Below are 18,998 nucleotides of genomic sequence, written 5' to 3' on the forward strand. Positions count from 1 at the left end.
ATGACCCTTTCAACTGTCATGGCATCCCTGTTAAAACACCCGGACGAGGGATACGTGCTTGTGGCCGGCCTTGGCGTCTCCGGGGTTGCCATTGCCCGGTTTCTGCGGTCAAAAAATATTGATGTGGTTGCAACGGACAGCCGGCCCCTGGGCCAGGATGTGACAGCACCCCTTGAAGCCCTTGGCGTAAGATGTGAAACCAACGGCCACAGGGTTGAAACATTTGAAGGTGCGGCCCTGGTGGTGACCAGCCCTGGCATTCCCCTTGACATGGCTTTTTTTGAACGGGCAAGGGCCAAGAAAATAAGCGTAACGGGCGAGCTTGACCTGTTTTTTTATTTCCTTGAACGTCCCCTTGTGGCCATCACCGGCACCAACGGCAAGACTACGGTAACCACCCTTGTCAGTGAGATGTTGAAAAGGTCGGGTTTAAGCGTGTTTACCGGCGGAAACATCGGAACCCCCCTGGTTGAGTTTCTTGAATCAGGACAAACGGAAGATGTAGTTGTTGCAGAGGTGAGCAGCTTTCAGTTGGATGCGGCAACAATGTTCGCTCCCCGGGTGGCTGTGTTGCTCAACATTGCCGAGGACCACATGGACCGGTACACAGCTTTTTCTGCCTATGCCGATTCCAAGTGGGCGCTCCTGGGCAACCAGTCGGAAAATGATATTGCCGTTGTCAACCAAACCCTTCCCATTGATTCCGACCGGAAACGAACAATCAAGGCAGTTCTTCTGACCTTTGGTGAAGACAAGGCCTGCAACGCCGCCATTGACACCCGGTCTATTGCCATCAGCACCCAGGACCAAAAATTTGTCCTGGATCTGTCCGTGACCCGCTTAAGGGGTGCCCACAACCGGGAAAACATCGCCGCCGCTGCCCTTGCAGCCCTTCTGGCCGGGGCCTGCCAGGCAGGAATTCAAGGCGCTTTGGACGACTTTTCAGGACTTGCCCATCGAACCGAGTATGTGACAGCCATCAATGGGGTGGATTATTATAACGACTCCAAGGGAACCAATCCCCATGCTGTTGAAGGAGCCTTAAGGGGGTTTGACCGGGTGATTCTGATCCTGGGGGGTCGATCCAAGGGAACCGACTTTTCCTGCCTGGTGCCCCTAATCAACCAGCGGGTCAAGACCGTCATTCTCATGGGAGAAGCTGCCCGGGAGATCAAGGCGGTCTTGGGTTCAACAGTCGAAATTCTGGAAGCTGGGTCCATGGCCGATGTCGTGTCCGTTGCAAACCGCATTGCAACCCATGGCGACACGGTCCTTCTTTCCCCGGGGTGTTCAAGTTTTGACATGTACGACAATTACGCCCAGAGGGGCAGGGATTTTAAAGACCAGGTGATGAAACTCAAAGGAAACACGCCGTGAACAAAGCAGCCCAAAAAATACATGGTTGTTTAGGGGAGTCGGCCATCCTTTTTCCGGTGCTCCTGCTCGTTGGCATGGGGATTGTCATGGTGTACAGTGCAAGCGCTGCCCTGGCCGTGACACGGTTTGATAACAATCTTTTTTACATGCAGCGCCAGGCATCCTTTGCCCTCCTGAGCCTTGGGGTGATGTTCACAACAGCCTTGCTGCCCTATCGAATTTTCAAGGTGTTTGCCTATTTCTTCATGGGGCTTGCCGTTGTGCTTTTGGTGGCGGTTCAGGTGCCGGGAATCGGTCATTCAGCGGGCGGTGCCTGTCGATGGATTGCCCTTGCCGGATTTACCTTTCAGCCATCGGAATTTACCAAGCTTGCCCTGGTTCTGTTTCTGGCCTACTCCCTTTCAAAGAAGGACGACCAGGAGATGATCAAGGATTTTTCAGTCGGGTTTATGCCCCATGTCATTCTGCTGGTGGTACTTTCGATCCTCATCCTCTTGCAGCCCGACTTTGGAACGGTCATGATCCTGGGTTGCATCACCTGGGGGATGATGTTTGTGGCCGGGGTCAGACTTGTACATTTGCTGCTGCCCCTTCCTTTCCTTGCGCCGGTGGCCTATTTTCTGGTCTATCGAGTGGATTACCGCATGGATCGAATTCTGGCCTTCATGAACCCCTGGGATGATCCTCTGAACACCGGTTACCAGATTACCCATTCCCTCAAGGCGTTTGGATCGGGTGGAATCTTTGGCAAGGGCATTGGCCTTGGAATGCAGAAGCTTCATTATCTTCCCGAACCCCACACGGATTTTATCCTTTCGGTCATCGGGGAAGAGCTGGGGCTTGTGGGTGTTCTTGCCATTCTGGTCCTCTTTTGTATCATTCTGTGGCGGGGGTCCGCCATTGCCAGAAAAGCCCCGGATCTCTTTGGGTCGCTGGTTGCTGCAGGGATTATCATCACCCTGGGACTGCAGGTTGTCATCAACACGGGCGTTGCCATGGGTGTTCTGCCGACCAAGGGATTGACCCTGCCATTTTTGAGCTATGGTGGCACTTCTTTAATTATAAATATGGCTTTTATGGGAATATTGATGAACATTGGAGCAACGGTGGAAAATGGATAAACCCTTAAAGATCATCATTGCAGGCGGCAAGACAGGGGGGCACCTTTTCCCGGGCATCGCCATTGCCCAGGCGTTTTCAGCAGCAGTGCCCGGAACCCGCATCCTGTTCGTCGGAACCGGGGAAACTTTTGAGACCACCACCCTTGACCGGTATGGCTTTGATCACACAGCCATTTCAATCTCCGGCATCAAGGGCAAAGGGCTTATGGGAAAATTGTCCACAGCCCTGCGTCTGCCCGTTTCCCTGGTCCAGACCTTCACCATCATCCGTGGATTCAAGCCGGACATTGTCATGGGGGTTGGCGGTTATTCGTCCGGCCCCGTTGTCCTTGTGGCCAGGTTGTTAAACATCCTGACGGCCATCCAGGAGCAGAACACCATTCCCGGCATCACCAACCGAATCCTGTCCAGAATCTGCCATGTGGTGTTTACCTCGTTCAAGTCAACCCGGGGATTATCAAAAAACGCCGTGATCCATCACACGGGCAATCCGGTTCGCAAGTCCGACATTCAATCGTCCGGGTCAGTGCAATCCGACTTTGGGCAGGGCAGCGGATGCTTTAATCTCCTTGTCACGGGGGGAAGTCAGGGTGCCCACTCTATCAACCAGGCCATGGTGGGTGCAATGACGCTCCTGAAGGATCCAGCCGCTGTTTTTCTTGTTCACCAGACGGGTAAGGCAGATGCAGCTGAGGTGGCTGATGCATACCACACCCTGGGGGTGAACGGGGTGGCCAGGGCCTTTTTTGACGATCTTCCCCAGCGCATGGCTGGGGCCGATCTCATTGTTTCAAGGGCCGGGGCTGGAGCCATCTCCGAGATCACCCATTTGGGTAAACCGTCGATTCTTGTTCCCTATCCCCATGCCGCGGACGATCACCAGCGTTTCAACGCCCAGGCCGTGAAGGATCAGGGCGGGGCCGTCTTGATTCTGGATAGGGATCTTACCCCGGAACGGCTCAAAACCATCATTGAGGACCTTCATAACAATCCTGAACACCGGCTTTCCATGGGACGGGCGGCAAAGGGTATGGCTCTTTCGGACCCGGCCCGGGCCATTGTTGATATCTGCCTATCCATGGCAGGAAAAAAAGGAAAATAGATGTATCAAAAGAACTATCACATATATTTTGTCGGCATCGGTGGCATTGGTATGAGCGCCATTGCAGAGCTTCTCCTGAGTCTTGGTTACAGGGTTTCAGGATCAGACCTCAAGCTTTCGGCCATTACCCAACGCCTGGCCTCCTGCGGGGCCACCATATTCAATGGGCACAGGGCGGACCAGGTAAAGGATGTGGATGTGCTGGTCACTTCAACGGCCATCTCCAAGAACAATCCAGAGGTGATTGAGGCGGCAGAAAGATCCATTCGCACCATTCCCAGGGCCGAGATGCTGGCCGAACTCATGCGTATTAAATATGCCATTGCCGTGTCCGGTGCCCATGGCAAGACCAGCACCACCGCCATGATTGCCACCATTTTAAACCAGGCAGGCCTTGACCCCACGGTGGTGGTGGGTGGTCTGCTAAAGAGCATTGGAACCAATGCCCACCACGGCAAGGGTGACTACATTGTGGCCGAGGCCGACGAGAGTGATGGCTCGTTTCTAAAGTATGCGCCCGCCATTGCGGCCGTTACCAACATCGACCTTGAGCACCTCGATTTTTATAAGGATATCGAAGATATCAAGGATAATTTTGTCAAGTTCATCAACTCTGTGCCCTTTTACGGGCTTGCCGTGCTCTGCCTTGACAACGAGCACATCCAGGCCATCCTGCCAAGGATAACGGCCCGGTACACCACCTTTGGCCTGAGCGCCCAGGCAGACCTTGCCGCAAGGGGGATACGTTTTGAGGGCAGAAGGGGCTATTTTACCGTGGTTCATGGGAAAGAGGTTCTGGGCGACATCACCCTCAATCTTTCTGGAAAGCACAATATCTCAAATGCCCTGGCCGCCATTGCCGTGGCCCTTGAACTCAAGGTTGATTTCAGCGTCATCAAGGAGGCCCTTGAGCAGATAGAGGGAGTCAAACGACGGCTTGAAATCAAGGGTGAACGGAACAGCATTACCGTTGTTGATGATTATGGTCACCACCCCACCGAAGTAAAGACCACCCTTGCAGCAGTACGGGAAGGCTGGCCAGATAAAAGGGTTGTGGTGGTGTTCCAACCCCATCGGTATTCAAGAACCAAGGCTTTGTTTGATGAGTTTACCCGGGCCTTTTACCAGTCTGACCTGCTGTTTGTGCTGCCCATCTATGCGGCAAGTGAACAGCCCATTGACGGGATTGACTCGCTGAAACTGTGCAACGGCATCCAAGAGCACGGCCATAAAAATGTAATCTGTGTCAAGGATTTTGAATCCTGTCTTTCGATTCTTTCCGATACCTTAGAACCCGGGGATCTTGTTTTGACCCTTGGGGCAGGAGATGTTTACAACCTGGGGGAAACACTTTTGGAGATCCTGGCGTGAAACCGGTTATGTCTGAAGACCTTTCAGGGGCCTATGGGGCGTTGAAGCGGGAGTTCTGCCTCCTGGTTGACGAACCCATGGCCTGCCATACCTCATTCAAGGTGGGCGGGCCCGCAGATCTGTTTTTTGCACCTGAGACCAAAGAGGAACTTGTCCGGGGCATTGCCCGTGCTAAGTGCCTTGGCGTACCTGTTACCCTCATGGGGTGCGGTACAAATCTTCTGGTTAAAGACGGCGGCATCCGGGGGCTTGTGGTCACAACCAAACGGATGAACAAAACCCTTACCATCACTGTGGCAGATGATGGCCAACAGTTTGTAACGGCATCTTCAGGTGTAATTCTGGCAGCCCTTGCACGGTTTGTCATGGACCGGGGGTTTGAAGGGTTTACCTTTTGCGCAGGCATTCCCGGGACGGTGGGTGGAGCAATCATGATGAATGCCGGAACAAACCTTGGTACCATCTCCGACGTCCTTGTTTCCCTTGAACTTGTTGCCGCTGATGGCAGGGTTATGGGGGTTGATCGATCTGAGCTTGATTTTTTCCATCGAAGGACATCGTTTAACGGCCTCGGGCCCTGCGTGTATGTTCTGGGAGCACGGTTTCGAGTCAAGCCGGGAGATAAACAAAAGATACGGGACCGCTGGCTCTGTCTGCTTGAAAACCGACGGTCAAGCCAACCCGGGTCAATGGCCAGTGCAGGCTGTTTTTTCAAGAACCCGGACAACGGGATGCCTGCAGGTCAGCTAATTGACCGGGCAGGCCTCAAGGGAAAACAATTCGGCAATGCCATGGTTTCGACCATCCACGGTAACTTTATTGTTAACTGCGGCGGGGCAACAGCCCTGGAGATTCTCACCCTCAAGCAGATGGTGGAGGATGAGGTGAAAATGAAATTCAATGTTGATCTCAAACCCGAGGTGAAAATTGAAGGCGAATAAAAAGGTGAGGAAAAACAGTCTACGGCCGATTGACGGCGACGTGTCTGCCCTGGGGTTCGATTTCATGGGCAGCCTTGATCTTGTCTTGAAGTTTATCCTGGTGGTGCTGGTCCTGGCGCTGTCGAGCCTTGGGCTGATCTTTGTCCATGATTTTATTACCCAGAGCCCCTATTTCGGCATCAAGACCATTCATATTTCCGGTGCTGCATCCCTCAGCGATTCAGCGCTGCTATCCCAGGCTGGGATCAAGATGGGGGATAATATTCTGGCCGTTAATCTTAAAACGGCCAGGGCCCGCCTTGTTGCCCATCCCTGGATCCGTGATGCGGCAATCCAGCGCCGGATTCCGTCGACCCTGGCCATTACTGTTTTTGAACAAACGGCCGTTGCAAGGGCGGCCATGGCCGAAGACTTCCAGGTGCTGGTGGATTTACAGGGCCAGCCGTTTAAGCCCTATGAGCCTGAAACAGAACCCCAGACTGCCGGTTTGCCGGAGATCAAAGGTCTCAGGCTTGAATCCCTGGACCCATTGTCCCCGGCGTCCAGGTTTGGGTTTAAGGGAAAACTTCACCAGGGGGTAATGGAGCTGTTGGCCCTTGATACCCGTTCCCTGGTTCGAAAAATAACAGCTGACAAAGATCTGGGGATTGATTTTACAACTGATTTTTTCAAGGCACACAAGGCCGTGGGGGAGATACCTGTTACCCTGAAGCTCGGGTTTGACGGGTTTAAGGAAAAATTTGCAGGGACTTCAAAGATTCTCGATTACATGGACGGCTTTGCCGTTGAAAAAAGAGTGCGTCTCATTGACTTTTTTAATATCAGAAGCGTCACAATAACGCTTGAAGATAAAGATATTCTGCCGGGTACGACTTAAGGAGGGTTTGATTTGCAGGAAGAGGGGAAGATTATCGTGGGACTCGACATCGGAACCACAAAGATTTGTGCCGTTGTCGGAGAGGTCGCCGGGGGTGAAATTAATATCATCGGTCTGGGCACCGCCCCTTCCAGGGGATTGAGAAAGGGCGCTGTGGTCAATATCGAGTCCACGGTGGAGTCGATTAAAAAGGCCGTGGAAGAGGCCGAAGTCATGGCCGGGTGCAATATTTCATCGGTTTACGTGGGAATTGCGGGCGGCCATATCCGGGGGCTGAACAGTCACGGCATCATTGCCATCAAGGGCCAGGAGATAACCCAGGACGATGTTGAAAGGGTGATTGAGGCGGCAAGCGCCGTTGCCATTCCAACGGATCGGGAAACCATCCATGTCATTCCCCAGGAGTTTATTGTGGATGACCAGGAGGCGATTCAAAATCCCGTGGGCATGACCGGGGTGAGGCTTGAGACAAAGATTCACATTGTCACAGGCGCTGTGTCGTCCGCAAGGAATATTGTAAAATGCTGCAACAAGGCTGGCCTTGACGTGTGTGACATTGTGCTTGAATCCCTGGCTTCGGGGGAGGCGGTGCTGTCCCGTGAGGAAAAAGAACTTGGGTGTGCCCTTGCCGATGTGGGGGGTGGCACCACGGACCTTGCCATCTTCAAGGGTAACAATATCAAGCACACCTTTGAACTTGCCCTGGGGGGGCATAACCTGACCAACGATATTTCCATTGGATTGAGAACCCCCCTGGCAGAGGCTGAAAAGATAAAAATTGACCACGGGACCTGCCTTGCCGGAAGCATCCGTAAGGGCGAGACCATTGATGTCGCCGGAATTGGGGGGCGCGGCACAAAGAGTCTTCCAAAGGATATTCTGGCCGAAATCCTGGAGCCCAGGGTGGAGGAGATGTTTTCCATACTCAAGCAGGATATTTACAGCAACGGCCTTGAAAATTCATTCCCGTCTGGAGTTGTGATCACGGGGGGAAGTGCATACCTGCACGGAATTACAGATGTGGTCGAGGGGGTTTTTTCAGTGCCGGTACGGTTGGGGGTTCCCATGAAAATCGGAGGACTCAAGGATGTGGTTAAAAACCCGGGTTTTTCAACAGGGGTGGGGCTTGTGATCTATGGCAGTAAACATAGTGGAACTCCGCTTGGTGATATTGAAAACGGGTTGTTTGCACGGCTTTTGAAACGAATGAAACAATGGTTTAAGGATGTTATCTAATATAAAAGGAGGGGGGAGTATGAATTTTTCCTATGTGGAGAGTGAAAAGAATGCATTGATCAAGGTTATCGGTGTGGGTGGAGCCGGTGGAAATGCGGTCAATAACATGATCGATGCAAACCTTCAGGGTGTTAAGTTCATTGTTGCAAATACAGATGCTCAGGCCCTTGAAATCTCAAGGGCAGAGCTCAAGATCCAGTTAGGCGTTAATCTGACCGAAGGACTTGGGGCAGGTGCCAATCCCACCACAGGCCGGGAGGCAGCCCAGGAGAACATTGATGAGATCCGGGCCGCCCTTGAAGGCAGCCACATGGTGTTTATCACTGCAGGCTTTGGCGGCGGTACGGGTACGGGCGCGGCACCCGTGATTGCCGAAATCTGTCAGGAGCTTGGTATCCTGACCGTGGCGGTTGTATCAAAGCCCTTTTCGTTTGAGGGTAAAAAACGGGCTGCCCAGGCCGAAGATGGCATCAATCGGTTAAGGGACATTACAGATACGGTCATCACCATTCCCAACGACCGGCTCAGGGGAATCGCAGGCAAGGGTGCAAAAATGGTGGAAATGTTCATTAAGGCCGACGAGGTGCTTCACCACTCGGTTAAGGGCATCACGGATCTTATCATGCTGCCTGGTCTTGTGAACCTTGACTTTGCAGATGTCAGAACCACCATGTCCAAGGCCGGCATGGCCCTCATGGGGATTGGTATTGCCTCTGGAGAGAACAGGGCTGTTGAGGCTGCAGAAAGGGCCATCTCCCATCCGCTGCTTGAAGATATTTCGATCTCCGGCGCAAGGGGTGTTCTCATGAACATCACCTGCTCAAGCGACCTCACCCTTGACGAAATGACCCAGGCGTCGGACCGCATCCACCAGGAAGTCGGTGATGATGCAGAGATCATCTGGGGTCAGGCCATTGACGAGAGCCTGGGGGATGAGATGCGCGTGACCGTAATTGCAACGGGTATCGGCAACCACGAGCGGCAGGCAAAGAACGTCCACAGCATTGAATCTGCCCGGCCAAAGGTCAGAACAGCTGTCCAGGAAGAGACCATTGTCAGGGGAAAACTCCGGGAGCCCACAGCCGAAGAGCTTGAAAACTGGAACGAAGTGGATGAACCGGTTCGGGTCAGAACAAAAAAGGTGGTGGGACATGACGGTAGAAATGCCTATCGGGGTATGCCCATGGACGGTGAAAACCTGGAGATCCCCACGTTTTTACGACGCCAGGCAGACTGATATATGGCAAAAAGTGTCAGACACGGCAGAAAAGAGGGTGTTCACCTTGAGCGGGGAAGTATAGTCAAAGGCCAGAAGGGGCTGATCCGAACCGCCCTGGTTTATCCGAACACCTATCAGGCTGGCATGTCCAGCCTTGGATTTCAGACAGTTTACGGGTTGATCAACGACCTTGACCACGTGGTGGCAGAGCGGGTATTTATGCCCGATGACCCGGAGGCTGAGGTACTGAGTGTGGAGAGCGGCAAAAACCTCTCCTGGTTTGACATTCTTTTTTTCTCCATCTCGTTTGAGAATGATTACCTGAACCTGATTTCCATGCTGGAACGGTCCAACATCCCCATGCGTGGGGCCGGCCGGAATGAAAGCCACCCTCTTGTGGTCGCAGGGGGAGTGGCTTCATTTTTGAATCCTGAGCCCCTGGCTGAGTTCATGGACCTTCTGCTCCTCGGGGAGGCAGAGCTGTTGATCCCTCCCTTTTTTGATGTTTACACCCCCCTGATGTCGAGGCAGACGTTGTTTGAGCGGTTGGCCTCCACCGTTGGCGGGGTCTATGTCCCGTCATGGTATTCGCCGGTCCACAACAGCGGCGGTGAATTTATCGGTATGGAAAAACGCAATGACCAGGCCCCGGATCGGGTGCGGGTCAGGCGTGTCACTACCCTCAAAGAGACCTGCGCCACCCGGGTTATCACCGCTGATACTGCCTTTAAAAATACCTTTTTGATTGAAACAGGCAGGGGGTGTCCACATGGCTGCAGGTTCTGCAGTGCAGGTTTTATCTACCGGCCTCCCAGATTCTATCCCGAGGATGTGGTGACCCGGGCCCTTGACGCTGCAAAGGCGCTCACCTCCAGGGTAGGGCTTGTGAGTGCTGCCGTGTCGGACCATCCAGCCATCAACTCCATCTGTGCCAGGGGAATCGCAGAGGATCTCTCCATCTCCTTCAGCTCCCTCCGGGCCGATGCCCTGACCGATGAACTGATCGCAACCCTCCAGCGGTCCGGTGTCAAGACCGCCACCATTGCACCTGAAGCAGGGTCTGAACGAATGCGGGCCATCATCAATAAAAAGATCAGTGAAACTGAGATTGTCTCGGCCGCCGACCGTCTGGTAAAGGCCGGAATTATTAATCTTAAGCTTTACTACATGATCGGGCTTCCCTTTGAAGAGGATGGGGATGTGGCGGCCATTGTCAGCCTCACCCAGAAGATAAGGGAGGTGTTTTTATCGGCCAGCCGGAAAAAAAAGAAGATCGGAACCATCACGCTCAGCATCAATCCTTTTATTCCCAAACCTGCAACCCCGTTTCAATGGGCACCCATGGCAAAGATCGGGCTGCTTAAACATCGGCTCAAGATCATCCAGGAGGGGTTAAAACGGGTTCCCAACATCCAGCTTAAATGGGAATCCTTTCGCATGGCAAGGATCAACGCCCTTCTTTCCCGGGGAGGGCGGCAAACGGCCGGAATTCTTGAGGATGCCGCAAAGAATGGGTGGTCAAAGGCCGTGAGGAATGCCGATGCCTATTGTGAGGCCGTTGTCCACACCGAGCGGGAAAAAGATGAGCCCTTTCCCTGGGAGATCGTTGATACCTGTGTAAAGCGAGAATTTCTCTGGAAAGAGTACCAGCGTTCAAAGACCGGAAAGGTCTCCCCGGACTGCCCCATGATCGACTGCAGGGATTGCGGCATCTGTCGGATCCCATGAACCCTTTTCCCGATTCTGCCCGTGTTACCGTTGTCCTTAACCGGCCACGGGTGTCTGAAAACATAGGCTCGGCTGCAAGGGCCATGATGAACATGGGTCTTGATCAACTTGTGGTGGTGGCACCAGACGATTTTGATAGAACTAGGGCTGAAAAAACCGCAACCCATTCAGCCGCATCCATTCTCGACCGGATGGAGATCTGCAGCACCCTTAGCCAGGCCCTTGCCCCGTTTGAGTATGTGGTGGGAACCACGGCCCGACTTGGGGGGCAACGGTTGGTGGAATCTCCCCGAACAGTGGCCCTAAGGGTAGCAACCCTTTGCGAAAATAACCGGGTGGCTTTGCTTTTTGGACCCGAAGACCGGGGGCTCACCAACGGGGAAATCTGTTTTTGCCACGCCTTGATCAACATCCCCACCCTTGGGTTTTCCTCCCTTAACCTTGCCCAGGCCGTGGTGATCGTCTGCTATGAGCTCCTTGTGGCAGTGGAACACCAGCAGGGGCTTCCCCTGGAGAAAAAACAGGTGGTCCCCCGCCTGGCAACGGTCAGTGAGCTTGAAATCATGTACCAAAGGCTCTCCCTTGTTCTTGCTGAGATCGGGTATGTCAATCCGGAAAATCCGGATTTCTGGCTCAACCGGGTACGCCAGTTTCTAAGCCGCATCAAGATTCAGGCAGGAGAGACCGGCATTGTCAAGGGGGTTATCGATCGGATCGTTGCATACGGGGAAAGTCGGTATCAAAGGGGGCAGACAGAAAAAAAATGAGTCCTGTCCCGGAGATGCCCAACTTATCCTTGACATCAATCGGTAAATTACATATATAAAACAGGCTTCACTTGAGCCCAGGTAGCTCAGTCGGTAGAGCAGGGGACTGAAAATCCCCGTGTCAGCAGTTCGATTCTGTTCCTGGGCACCATTTTTTAAAGGGGTTTACAGCTTTTAGCTGTAAACCCCTTTTCTTTTGGCCAATATCTTTTCCATGTACAAGAGCAAGACGGGAATTAGACCCAATTATCCGTGTGCAAGTTACTCAGGGCCATGGAAAAAATAAAATACACCACCCAACTTGTCTTTTTACCTGCTTTCAGCGTTGCGTCAATGGGCACATATTTCAATATGCTCCCATTGACGCGTCTTGAAATCAGATAAAAATCCGGCGTTGGTCTGGTGTATTTTAAAATTTCCATGACCCTGAGTTAGAAATACCTCCGAAACCGGCTCGGATTACTAAACGGCAACAGAGAAAATCAGTATGGAAAAGTTCTTCAGATTGATTCTGGGAGATCTTACTTTGATTTTGTGCCTAATAAAACCTGCAGACCTCCCATACCGGGCAATTTTGATGTCAGAATTCACCGGTCGCCACTGGTCGGCCGGAGGGATCCTGACACCAACCGGGTGTGAGACTGTCGGCACAGGCGTCTTCGTCATGGGTGTACTCGGTGCTCCATCCTTCCCAACCATCGGAAAAGTTCTTTATATTGGAAAATCCCATAAGGTAGGCATGGAGGAAGCTTAACGAAGATCGGTAGCCGCTGCCACAGTAGAAATAGACATCCCTGTCAAACTGGCCAGCAGTCATTCCTGAGCTTATCCCAGCAGACTCCCACAGGGATTTTATTTCAGGAAAACTCCGGAGACTCCCATCGGAATCGGTGTATTCCAGTGAGGAGTCATCGGCGTCATGGGCCCACACGGCATTGGGTATGCGGCCTTTCTGGACCACGTAACTATAGCCTGAAATTTTTCCCTTATATTCGGGGGCGCTGCGTACATCGGCGACCACAACAGTGTCTGTATCATCGTATATCTGGACCATCTCGGCCACAGTTGCCAGGAGCTCGGGGCAGGCCGTTCCGGTAAATGCTGTTGTGGAGACCGGGTTGTTGACCTGGGTTTCGCCTTCGTAGCCGGCATTGATCCAGGCGGCGTAACCGCCGTTCAGGTAACGGACATCCTTGACCCCGGCATAGGTCAGGATCCACCACAGGCGTGCGGCAAAAATATTGGAATCGCTGTAAACGACAACGGTGGTATCTTCGGTGATTCCCATGTCTGCCAAGGCGGCATGCAGCTGGTCGTCAGGAAGCAGGAACCAGCGCGGATAGTCGTTTTCATAGATATCGGAATTGGAATGGACAGCTCCGGGAATATGACCGTTCTTGTAGGCCTCCGCCCATTCCAGGGTGCCCCACTGGGTTTCAACGACCATGAATTTGTGGTCCCTGTCATGGTCATAACCGGCAGGTGCAGGGGTGGTGCTGCCCGGAGCATGGTAGTCTATCACCTGTTTTACCCAGGTGGGATAGACCAGTTTACTGTACTGGGCCAGTTTTTCCATGGGAAAGGCAGCGGGATCGGATTCGGACCAGTCCCTGATGGAGCCGTCGTAATTGCTGGCCCTGTCATATCCCAGGAGGCGGAACAGGAAATAGGCAAAGCCACTGCGAATGCCTATGGTGCAGTACGCAGTCACTTCCTTGTCTTGGGTAATCCCCCTGGATTCGAACAGATTTTTTAGATTTTCATAGGGCAGAACGGTTTTGTCCTTGCTGAAATACCAGGGGTAAGGGATCTGAACCGCACCGGTAATATGACCACCCCTGGCTTCTCCATACCGCTGCCACCCTGTGAATTCTTCATCCTCACGGGTGTCCACGATGGCAAAATCACTGTTGTCCATGCGCGCGGCAATGTATTCCTTGTCCGAGGTAATGCCCGTATTTACCTGGGCTGTAAACACAGACACGGGCCGTGTGTTTTCCGTTATCTGGGGGGTGTTGCCGTCAGCCAGCCATTTGTCCCAGCCGCCGTTGAGTATTCTGACCGACGGGCAACCCAGGACTTCCAGCATCCAGAACAGTCGTCCAGCACCGCCAAAGGAAGCGGTGGTGTCATCATATATGATCATGGATAAGGTCCGGGTCAGACCCATCTGACTCAAATCCTGCTCAAGCTGATCCGTGGCAAGCAGATTGCTGTCTGCGTCCAGGAACTGCTGCCAGGGAATGCTGATTGAGCCGTTGATATGGCCCTGGGAATAGGCCTCGGCTGACCTTGTGTCAAGGATGACGACTTCGGCCTGGGTCAGATCGTCTGAGTTTGCCAGGAGGTTCGCATTGGGATATTTTTTCTCGGTGACACTGGAACTGCTGCAGGCCATGAACAGGGTCGATAGTATCAGCATGACAGCCCCTGCCAGGACTATCCGTTGTTTTTTGTTCATCAGGATTCTCCCTCTTTGATCGTGTGACCGTTTGATCACGAGAAGTGTTGGGTACCATCCGTTTCCTGTTGGATCGGAATGTCAGAGATGGGATTCGGATCAACAGGGATCATAACCGGTTCCAGGGCTTTTTTAAACCGTCGTTTCAGTCGAATTCGATTCAAGTAGGTGAATGGACTTTTTGCAACCCTCAGATTTCCCTGAAAAACTTTTTGGGGTGCAAATACAACATCTGCCAGGTGGACGGTCGGGGTGACCCGGTTCAAAAAGCCAGCACATCCTGCGCAATAGGTTACGATTTTGCGGCCATTGGTTTCATCACGGCGCATCTGCCCCCATTTTTTGGCCAGGTCCGGGCGTACCAGGCCAACACTTCCCCCTTCTCCGCAGCACAGCGTTCTTTTTCCATGGTGTTTCATTTCTGACAGGGTCAGCCCCATGCGGGTCAGGATGGCGCGTACCGAATCCTGCACGGCCTTTTCCCCACGCAACGGGCAGGGATCATGTACGGCTACCTCACCGGTTACCGCTGCACCGATGGGCAGATCACCACTGTTGATCACTTCGTAAACGGTCTCTACAACTAAATTTTTGGCATTGTGTTTGAAAATGGCATAACAGTTGGGGCAGGCAACCACCACCTTTTTGATATTATTTTCCACAAGGTAGTTGTTTAGTTTTCCAAAACTGTGGTTAAAGTAATCCTGGCGGCCAAGGTCATGGCTTGGCTTTGTGCAGCAGTCCAGAACCACACCCAGGGCAGGGTACCGTTGCTGCAGGGTGGTAAATATCTGCCAGGTGGTTTCCGGCCGAGTCCCGGGCAGGGTACAGCCCGGGAAAAATACAGTGTCACACCCATTGGGCAGGCCATGGTAAGCGAACAGGGGAGAGCTGCCACGCGCCTCGTAGCCCAGGATTCTTCGGTAGGTTGACAGGTCAACCGTTCCAGCCTTTATTGCCTGTTGTCGGAGGGTAAAAAATAGTTTTCGCGGGTCCAGATTTTCCGGGCAGATGGCACCACACAGGTTGCACAGACTGCACTCAAAGGCCAGGGCCAGATTTTCCGGCTTTGTAAAATCGACCGTTTCCAGGATCTCTTTGGGCGTTCCGTGCTCCTGAAGAAACGCGCATTTCCTTTTGCAGGCTCCACAGTTCGTGCACGCGTTGGCCATGGTTTCTATCTCTTTCTGGAGAGAAGCAGGCAGTTCCACCGTTATGTTCCCGGTCTCTGGAATTTTCAGAGCGTTTTTGTGGGTATGGCTGCGGTAGCGGGTAATTATTTTTTTTATGATCAGCGGGAACAGCCCAAGCAAGGCCAGAGAAACGAGGAAACCTGGGGAAACAATGTTATCCATGGATTTGATCTGGGACAGTTGACTGCCGGCATTGACAAAGATGGCCGTGCCAGGCAGCATACCCAGTTGGGAGACCCAGTAAAATGTCCACAACCGTATGGGCATAAGTCCCATGGCCATATTAATGAGGAAAAAAGGAATCACCGGGATGAGACGCAGGGAAAAGAGGTAAAATACGCCCTCTTTGCTGATGCCTTCATTGATGGTTTTAAGGCTTGCCCCGAATCTGTTTTGAATCCAGTCCCGCAACAGATACCGTGACAGCAGGCAGGCCAGGACGGCACCGATACTGCTGGCAAAGGAAATGATGATTGTACCGGCCAGGGTTCCGAACAGAGCCCCGGCAGCCAGTCCAAATACCGCTGCACCGGGGAGGTTCAGGGCAATTGCCGGGATATAAAAGGCAACAAAGGCAGCGATGACGCCAACCGGATTTTGACTATAAATTTCCTGGAAGCGTAGCCGGGAATCTTTGATGAAGTCCAGAGTTAAATAGTGGTGCATTCCTGTGGAAAAAAATACGATGATCAGCCCGATGATCAGGAGGACAACGAGCCCTTTTCCTGTCATGAGTCGTTTGTGTGAGGCCATTACTTGATGCCTGTTTCCTTGTTTTTGTTCTTGTTTGCAGGCCTGTCACAACCTGATTTGAGTGTGCACAGTACAAGGGATGGACTCATTATGGCAAATCGTTAGTTTTTATAACTGTGATGAACGGGATAGAAATGGTCAATACCGTGTCAATGCCTGTTGTCTTGGAACCATTCTTTTGCAGTATTTTTTTTGCAGGAATGCAATTTTCAGGTTTTACACTTATCCCTCTTTTAGGGTGCAGCAGCTATTATGTCCCGTCGGGGTTTTGCAGCCCGTCAATTTTGGAAAACAGGGGTTGAGGCAGACCGGCGGGAAGCTGATTTGCGCCTCAGCAATCAAAAAGTTGAGAAGATCTGCGGATCGCTTGACAAAAAGTGCAAGAATTGGCGATAGTGAACAGCAAACTTGAGGAGCTCTCTGTAACCGATTCTTTAACCGGGTTTGCAAACCCTTTAACACCCAACATGAGAGTACAATATGATTCAAAAGACAAACGAATTCGGCCCTGATTATGCATCTGTTGAGGATGACACGTTTAAAGTCAAATACCGGGCGAGCTGCTACTGCAAGGCAGTCCAATACGAAGTGTGCGCGGATCCTGTGGACGCAAAGATATGCCATTGTCTGGTTTGCAAAAAATTGCACGGTGCTCCCATGCAGTGGGCGGCCATATTCCACAAGCGTGACGTCAGGATAACCACCGGTATTGATCATCTGCATTTTTACAATAACGAGCTAAATAAGCACGAACGCATTCTTCCCTGCAAAGTCAGCTGTGATATCTGTGGATCCCTGATTGCCGATGAAGGGCGTAGAATGTGGCTTGCCTTTCCATCTCTTTTTGATTTCGGGCAGGTTTCGAAAATTCCGGCCAGCTTCAAGCCCAGTTGCCATATATTCTACGGTATGCGGGTGTTTGATATGAACGATGAATTACCTAAGTGGTCAGGTCATAAAAATCATTCAGAACGGTTGTAATGGAATGGGAAAAAAATATTAAGGGCCGCAAATTTTATGGCTTGAATGAGATTGTTTGCCTTTGGGCCCATCTGCAGCATTGAATCAAAATTTATAATGATGGAGTTGGTCTGCATATTCCTTTATCCGTTTAATAGATAGCTGATGATAAAACAGTTTCGCAAGCAGGTTTCTTAAAAAAACAGGGGGATTAAAAAAATGCCTATCCCGGGAAATTTATTGACGACTGCAATGGCAGTCATGCCCCATACCAATATTGATAAGGCCCTGGAGACAGCGTTAAGCCTGGACGTTCCATTCTGGCCACAATTGCCTAATTACAGCTACTATGAAGACATGTATGTTCAGGCGGCAGAGCATTTTCCAGGTATTCTTCTGGATACGGATAAAAAAACATTACGGTTTTCAATGGATAAATTTATCATGGAATTCGAAGAGACCATGGCCCATTTTGATGAGCTTGAATATTTCGATGTCAGCGCTACATATTCCGCGGTGTATCATCGTTTTCTGGATCTGGATCTGTCGGACAAACCTGCAATTCGTGGTCAACTTGAGGGTCCTGTCAGCTTTGGTTTCAATATCCTTGATCAGGATGAACGTCCCATTCTCTTTGATGATAATATACGACCATTTATGTTTGAATTTATGGCCAAGCGGATCAATATTCAATTAAAAAAACTCAAACAGAAAAATTCCAACGCCTTCATGTTTATTGATGAGCCCGGTATGCAGTTTATTTTCTCTGCGATGTCTGGTTACAGCGACCAGAAAGCAAAACAGGACCTGGATGAATTTTTCTCAATGATTGATAGTCCCAAAGGTGTACATCTATGCGGGAATCCGGATTGGGATTTTCTTTTAAACCTTGATACAGATATTCTGTCTCTGGACATTCATTCAAATGCACAAATTTTTGGTTTATCAACCAGTTCAATAAAAAAATTCCTCAACAGGGGTGGAATCCTTGTCTGGGGGATCGTTCCCACCGGTTTCGAAACATTTGAACGAGAAAACATTGATCTGCTGGCCTTTAAACTGGAAACAATCTGGAAGGCGCTTGATAAAAAAGGGATTCCAATGGATCAACTCCTGGCCCAGGGGTTGATATCTCCCGCCACTTGTTGCCTGGTCAATCAAGATGGGGATAAGACAGTTGAAAAAGCATTTCAAATGACAAAGAAACTTTCAGAATCTTTACGGGAAAAATATAAATTAATTTAAAAGTAGTAAGGGCCATGGAAACAATAAAATGTGCCATTTAACTTGTCTTTTTTCCTGTTTTCTGCGTTACGTCAATGCGCACATCTTTCAATATGCTTCCATTGACGCGCCTTGAAACCAGGCAAAAATCCGGCGTTGGTCTGGCACATTTTAAAATTTCCATGACCCGAAATGAGACAAAATGAGAACCCCACGGTGTAATGGCTTACACAAAAATGTGGGTCCCCATCACAATTGCTCTGTCACTTTGATGAAGCAGACTGATTCTAACGCAAAACCAAGAGGAAAAACTTCCATGGATCGAGAAGCGTGTGAAAAAATAAAAAAAAGAATGGCTGAACTTGAAGTGCTTATCGCAGATACAAAGAAGAGACTTCCGGCCCATTCACCAAAACCGCCTGTCATGCTGGATCTGTTAGAATATGAAGATGAATATGATCTGTTACTTGAAAAGTTGAACCTATTAACGGCTGGTAAATAATGGCAGGAGACTTGATGCATGATGATCAGAAACAAGAAGAATGCTGCTGTGTCGAAGCCATGACATGAGGATAATCAGGGCTGGTGATCTGATTTTTCCCGTTTATATGAGACCTAAAAGTTGCAAGCGGTAGTTGGCTGGATATGCAAGACGCCGGGCATGAGGC

15 protein-coding genes and 1 tRNA gene are annotated in these 18,998 nt (G+C 51.2%); 14 read left to right on the forward strand and 2 right to left on the reverse strand.

From position 1 onward, the window contains the following. The 11 genes from murD to HRM2_RS06345 all read left to right on the forward strand — a co-directional run bounded on the left by murD (position 1) and on the right by HRM2_RS06345 (position 11,890). Positions 1-1,377, forward strand: coding sequence for a UDP-N-acetylmuramoyl-L-alanine--D-glutamate ligase (gene murD / locus HRM2_RS06295; protein ID WP_015903168.1), 1,377 nt, complete (start codon positions 1-3; stop codon positions 1,375-1,377). Beyond that, positions 1,374-2,498 (forward strand): putative lipid II flippase FtsW, encoded by a 1,125-nt coding sequence (gene ftsW, locus HRM2_RS06300; RefSeq protein WP_015903169.1) that lies wholly within the window; start codon positions 1,374-1,376, stop codon positions 2,496-2,498. The genes murD and ftsW overlap by 4 nt, the downstream gene beginning before the upstream one ends. After that, a complete protein-coding gene (gene murG / locus HRM2_RS06305) occupies positions 2,491-3,600 on the forward strand; it encodes an undecaprenyldiphospho-muramoylpentapeptide beta-N-acetylglucosaminyltransferase (protein WP_015903170.1) in 1,110 nt (369 codons plus the stop codon). Before ftsW ends, murG begins: the two co-directional genes overlap by 8 nt. After that, a complete protein-coding gene (gene murC / locus HRM2_RS06310) occupies positions 3,601-4,971 on the forward strand; it encodes a UDP-N-acetylmuramate--L-alanine ligase (RefSeq protein ID WP_015903171.1) in 1,371 nt (456 codons plus the stop codon). It begins immediately after the preceding gene. Then, positions 4,968-5,912 (forward strand): UDP-N-acetylmuramate dehydrogenase, encoded by a 945-nt coding sequence (gene murB, locus HRM2_RS06315; protein ID WP_083776529.1) that lies wholly within the window; start codon positions 4,968-4,970, stop codon positions 5,910-5,912. Before murC ends, murB begins: the two co-directional genes overlap by 4 nt. Further along, positions 5,899-6,789 (forward strand): cell division protein FtsQ/DivIB, encoded by an 891-nt coding sequence (locus HRM2_RS24990; RefSeq protein WP_049770408.1) that lies wholly within the window; start codon positions 5,899-5,901, stop codon positions 6,787-6,789. Before murB ends, HRM2_RS24990 begins: the two co-directional genes overlap by 14 nt. Before the next feature lie 12 nt (positions 6,790-6,801). Then, positions 6,802-8,025 (forward strand): cell division protein FtsA, encoded by a 1,224-nt coding sequence (gene ftsA, locus HRM2_RS06325; protein ID WP_015903174.1) that lies wholly within the window; start codon positions 6,802-6,804, stop codon positions 8,023-8,025. 19 nt (positions 8,026-8,044) lie between these two features. Then, the gene (gene ftsZ, locus HRM2_RS06330; protein ID WP_015903175.1) at positions 8,045-9,262 is read left to right on the forward strand and encodes a cell division protein FtsZ; all 1,218 of its coding nucleotides are present in this window, start codon (positions 8,045-8,047) and stop codon (positions 9,260-9,262) included. 3 nt (positions 9,263-9,265) lie between these two features. Further along, positions 9,266-10,972, forward strand: a complete 1,707-nt coding sequence (locus tag HRM2_RS06335) for a radical SAM protein (protein ID WP_015903176.1) — start codon at positions 9,266-9,268, stop codon at positions 10,970-10,972. Further along, positions 10,969-11,739, forward strand: a complete 771-nt coding sequence (locus HRM2_RS06340) for an RNA methyltransferase (protein WP_041273094.1) — start codon at positions 10,969-10,971, stop codon at positions 11,737-11,739. Before HRM2_RS06335 ends, HRM2_RS06340 begins: the two co-directional genes overlap by 4 nt. Before the next feature lie 75 nt (positions 11,740-11,814). Then, a tRNA-Phe gene (locus tag HRM2_RS06345) sits at positions 11,815-11,890 on the forward strand. A 429-nt stretch (positions 11,891-12,319) separates the two neighbouring features. Here the strand turns inward: HRM2_RS06345 and HRM2_RS06355 are convergent. Further along, positions 12,320-14,200, reverse strand: a complete 1,881-nt coding sequence (locus HRM2_RS06355) for a sulfurtransferase (protein WP_015903179.1) — start codon at positions 14,198-14,200, stop codon at positions 12,320-12,322. Between the two features lie 35 nt (positions 14,201-14,235). Then, positions 14,236-16,146 carry a VTT domain-containing protein gene (locus HRM2_RS25900; RefSeq protein WP_015903180.1) on the reverse strand — a complete coding sequence of 637 codons (1,911 nt, stop codon included), beginning with the start codon at positions 16,144-16,146 and terminating at the stop codon, positions 14,236-14,238. 480 nt (positions 16,147-16,626) lie between these two features. Here HRM2_RS25900 and HRM2_RS06370 point away from each other — a divergent pair, with 480 nt between their 5' ends. The 3 genes from HRM2_RS06370 to HRM2_RS06380 all read left to right on the forward strand — a co-directional run bounded on the left by HRM2_RS06370 (position 16,627) and on the right by HRM2_RS06380 (position 18,832). After that, entirely contained in the window at positions 16,627-17,127 is a 501-nt protein-coding gene (locus HRM2_RS06370; protein ID WP_015903181.1) for a GFA family protein, read from the forward strand. A 198-nt stretch (positions 17,128-17,325) separates the two neighbouring features. Continuing rightward, positions 17,326-18,351, forward strand: coding sequence for a uroporphyrinogen decarboxylase/cobalamine-independent methonine synthase family protein (locus HRM2_RS06375; protein WP_015903182.1), 1,026 nt, complete (start codon positions 17,326-17,328; stop codon positions 18,349-18,351). A gap of 295 nt (positions 18,352-18,646) precedes the next feature. Beyond that, positions 18,647-18,832, forward strand: a complete 186-nt coding sequence (locus HRM2_RS06380; protein WP_041273095.1) for a hypothetical protein — start codon at positions 18,647-18,649, stop codon at positions 18,830-18,832. Positions 18,833-18,998 lie beyond the last annotated feature (166 nt).

The sequence above is a fragment of the Desulforapulum autotrophicum HRM2 genome (genome assembly GCF_000020365.1).
Taxonomy (GTDB): Bacteria; Desulfobacterota; Desulfobacteria; order Desulfobacterales; family Desulfobacteraceae; genus Desulforapulum; species Desulforapulum autotrophicum.

Excerpts from the sequence above, each read along its gene's own strand:
- murD (WP_015903168.1), top strand. The coding sequence starts at position 1 with ATGACCCTTTCAACTGTCATGGCATCCCTGTTAAAACACCCGGACGAG.
- murG (WP_015903170.1), top strand. The coding sequence starts at position 2,491 with ATGGATAAACCCTTAAAGATCATCATTGCAGGCGGCAAGACAGGGGGG.
- murC (WP_015903171.1), top strand. The coding sequence starts at position 3,601 with ATGTATCAAAAGAACTATCACATATATTTTGTCGGCATCGGTGGCATT.
- ftsZ (WP_015903175.1), top strand. The coding sequence starts at position 8,045 with ATGAATTTTTCCTATGTGGAGAGTGAAAAGAATGCATTGATCAAGGTT.
- HRM2_RS06335 (WP_015903176.1), top strand. The coding sequence starts at position 9,266 with ATGGCAAAAAGTGTCAGACACGGCAGAAAAGAGGGTGTTCACCTTGAG.
- HRM2_RS06340 (WP_041273094.1), top strand. The coding sequence starts at position 10,969 with ATGAACCCTTTTCCCGATTCTGCCCGTGTTACCGTTGTCCTTAACCGG.
- HRM2_RS06355 (WP_015903179.1), bottom strand. The coding sequence starts at position 14,200 with ATGAACAAAAAACAACGGATAGTCCTGGCAGGGGCTGTCATGCTGATA.
- HRM2_RS25900 (WP_015903180.1), bottom strand. The coding sequence starts at position 16,146 with ATGGCCTCACACAAACGACTCATGACAGGAAAAGGGCTCGTTGTCCTC.
- HRM2_RS06370 (WP_015903181.1), top strand. The coding sequence starts at position 16,627 with ATGATTCAAAAGACAAACGAATTCGGCCCTGATTATGCATCTGTTGAG.
- HRM2_RS06375 (WP_015903182.1), top strand. The coding sequence starts at position 17,326 with ATGCCTATCCCGGGAAATTTATTGACGACTGCAATGGCAGTCATGCCC.
- HRM2_RS06380 (WP_041273095.1), top strand. The coding sequence starts at position 18,647 with ATGGATCGAGAAGCGTGTGAAAAAATAAAAAAAAGAATGGCTGAACTT.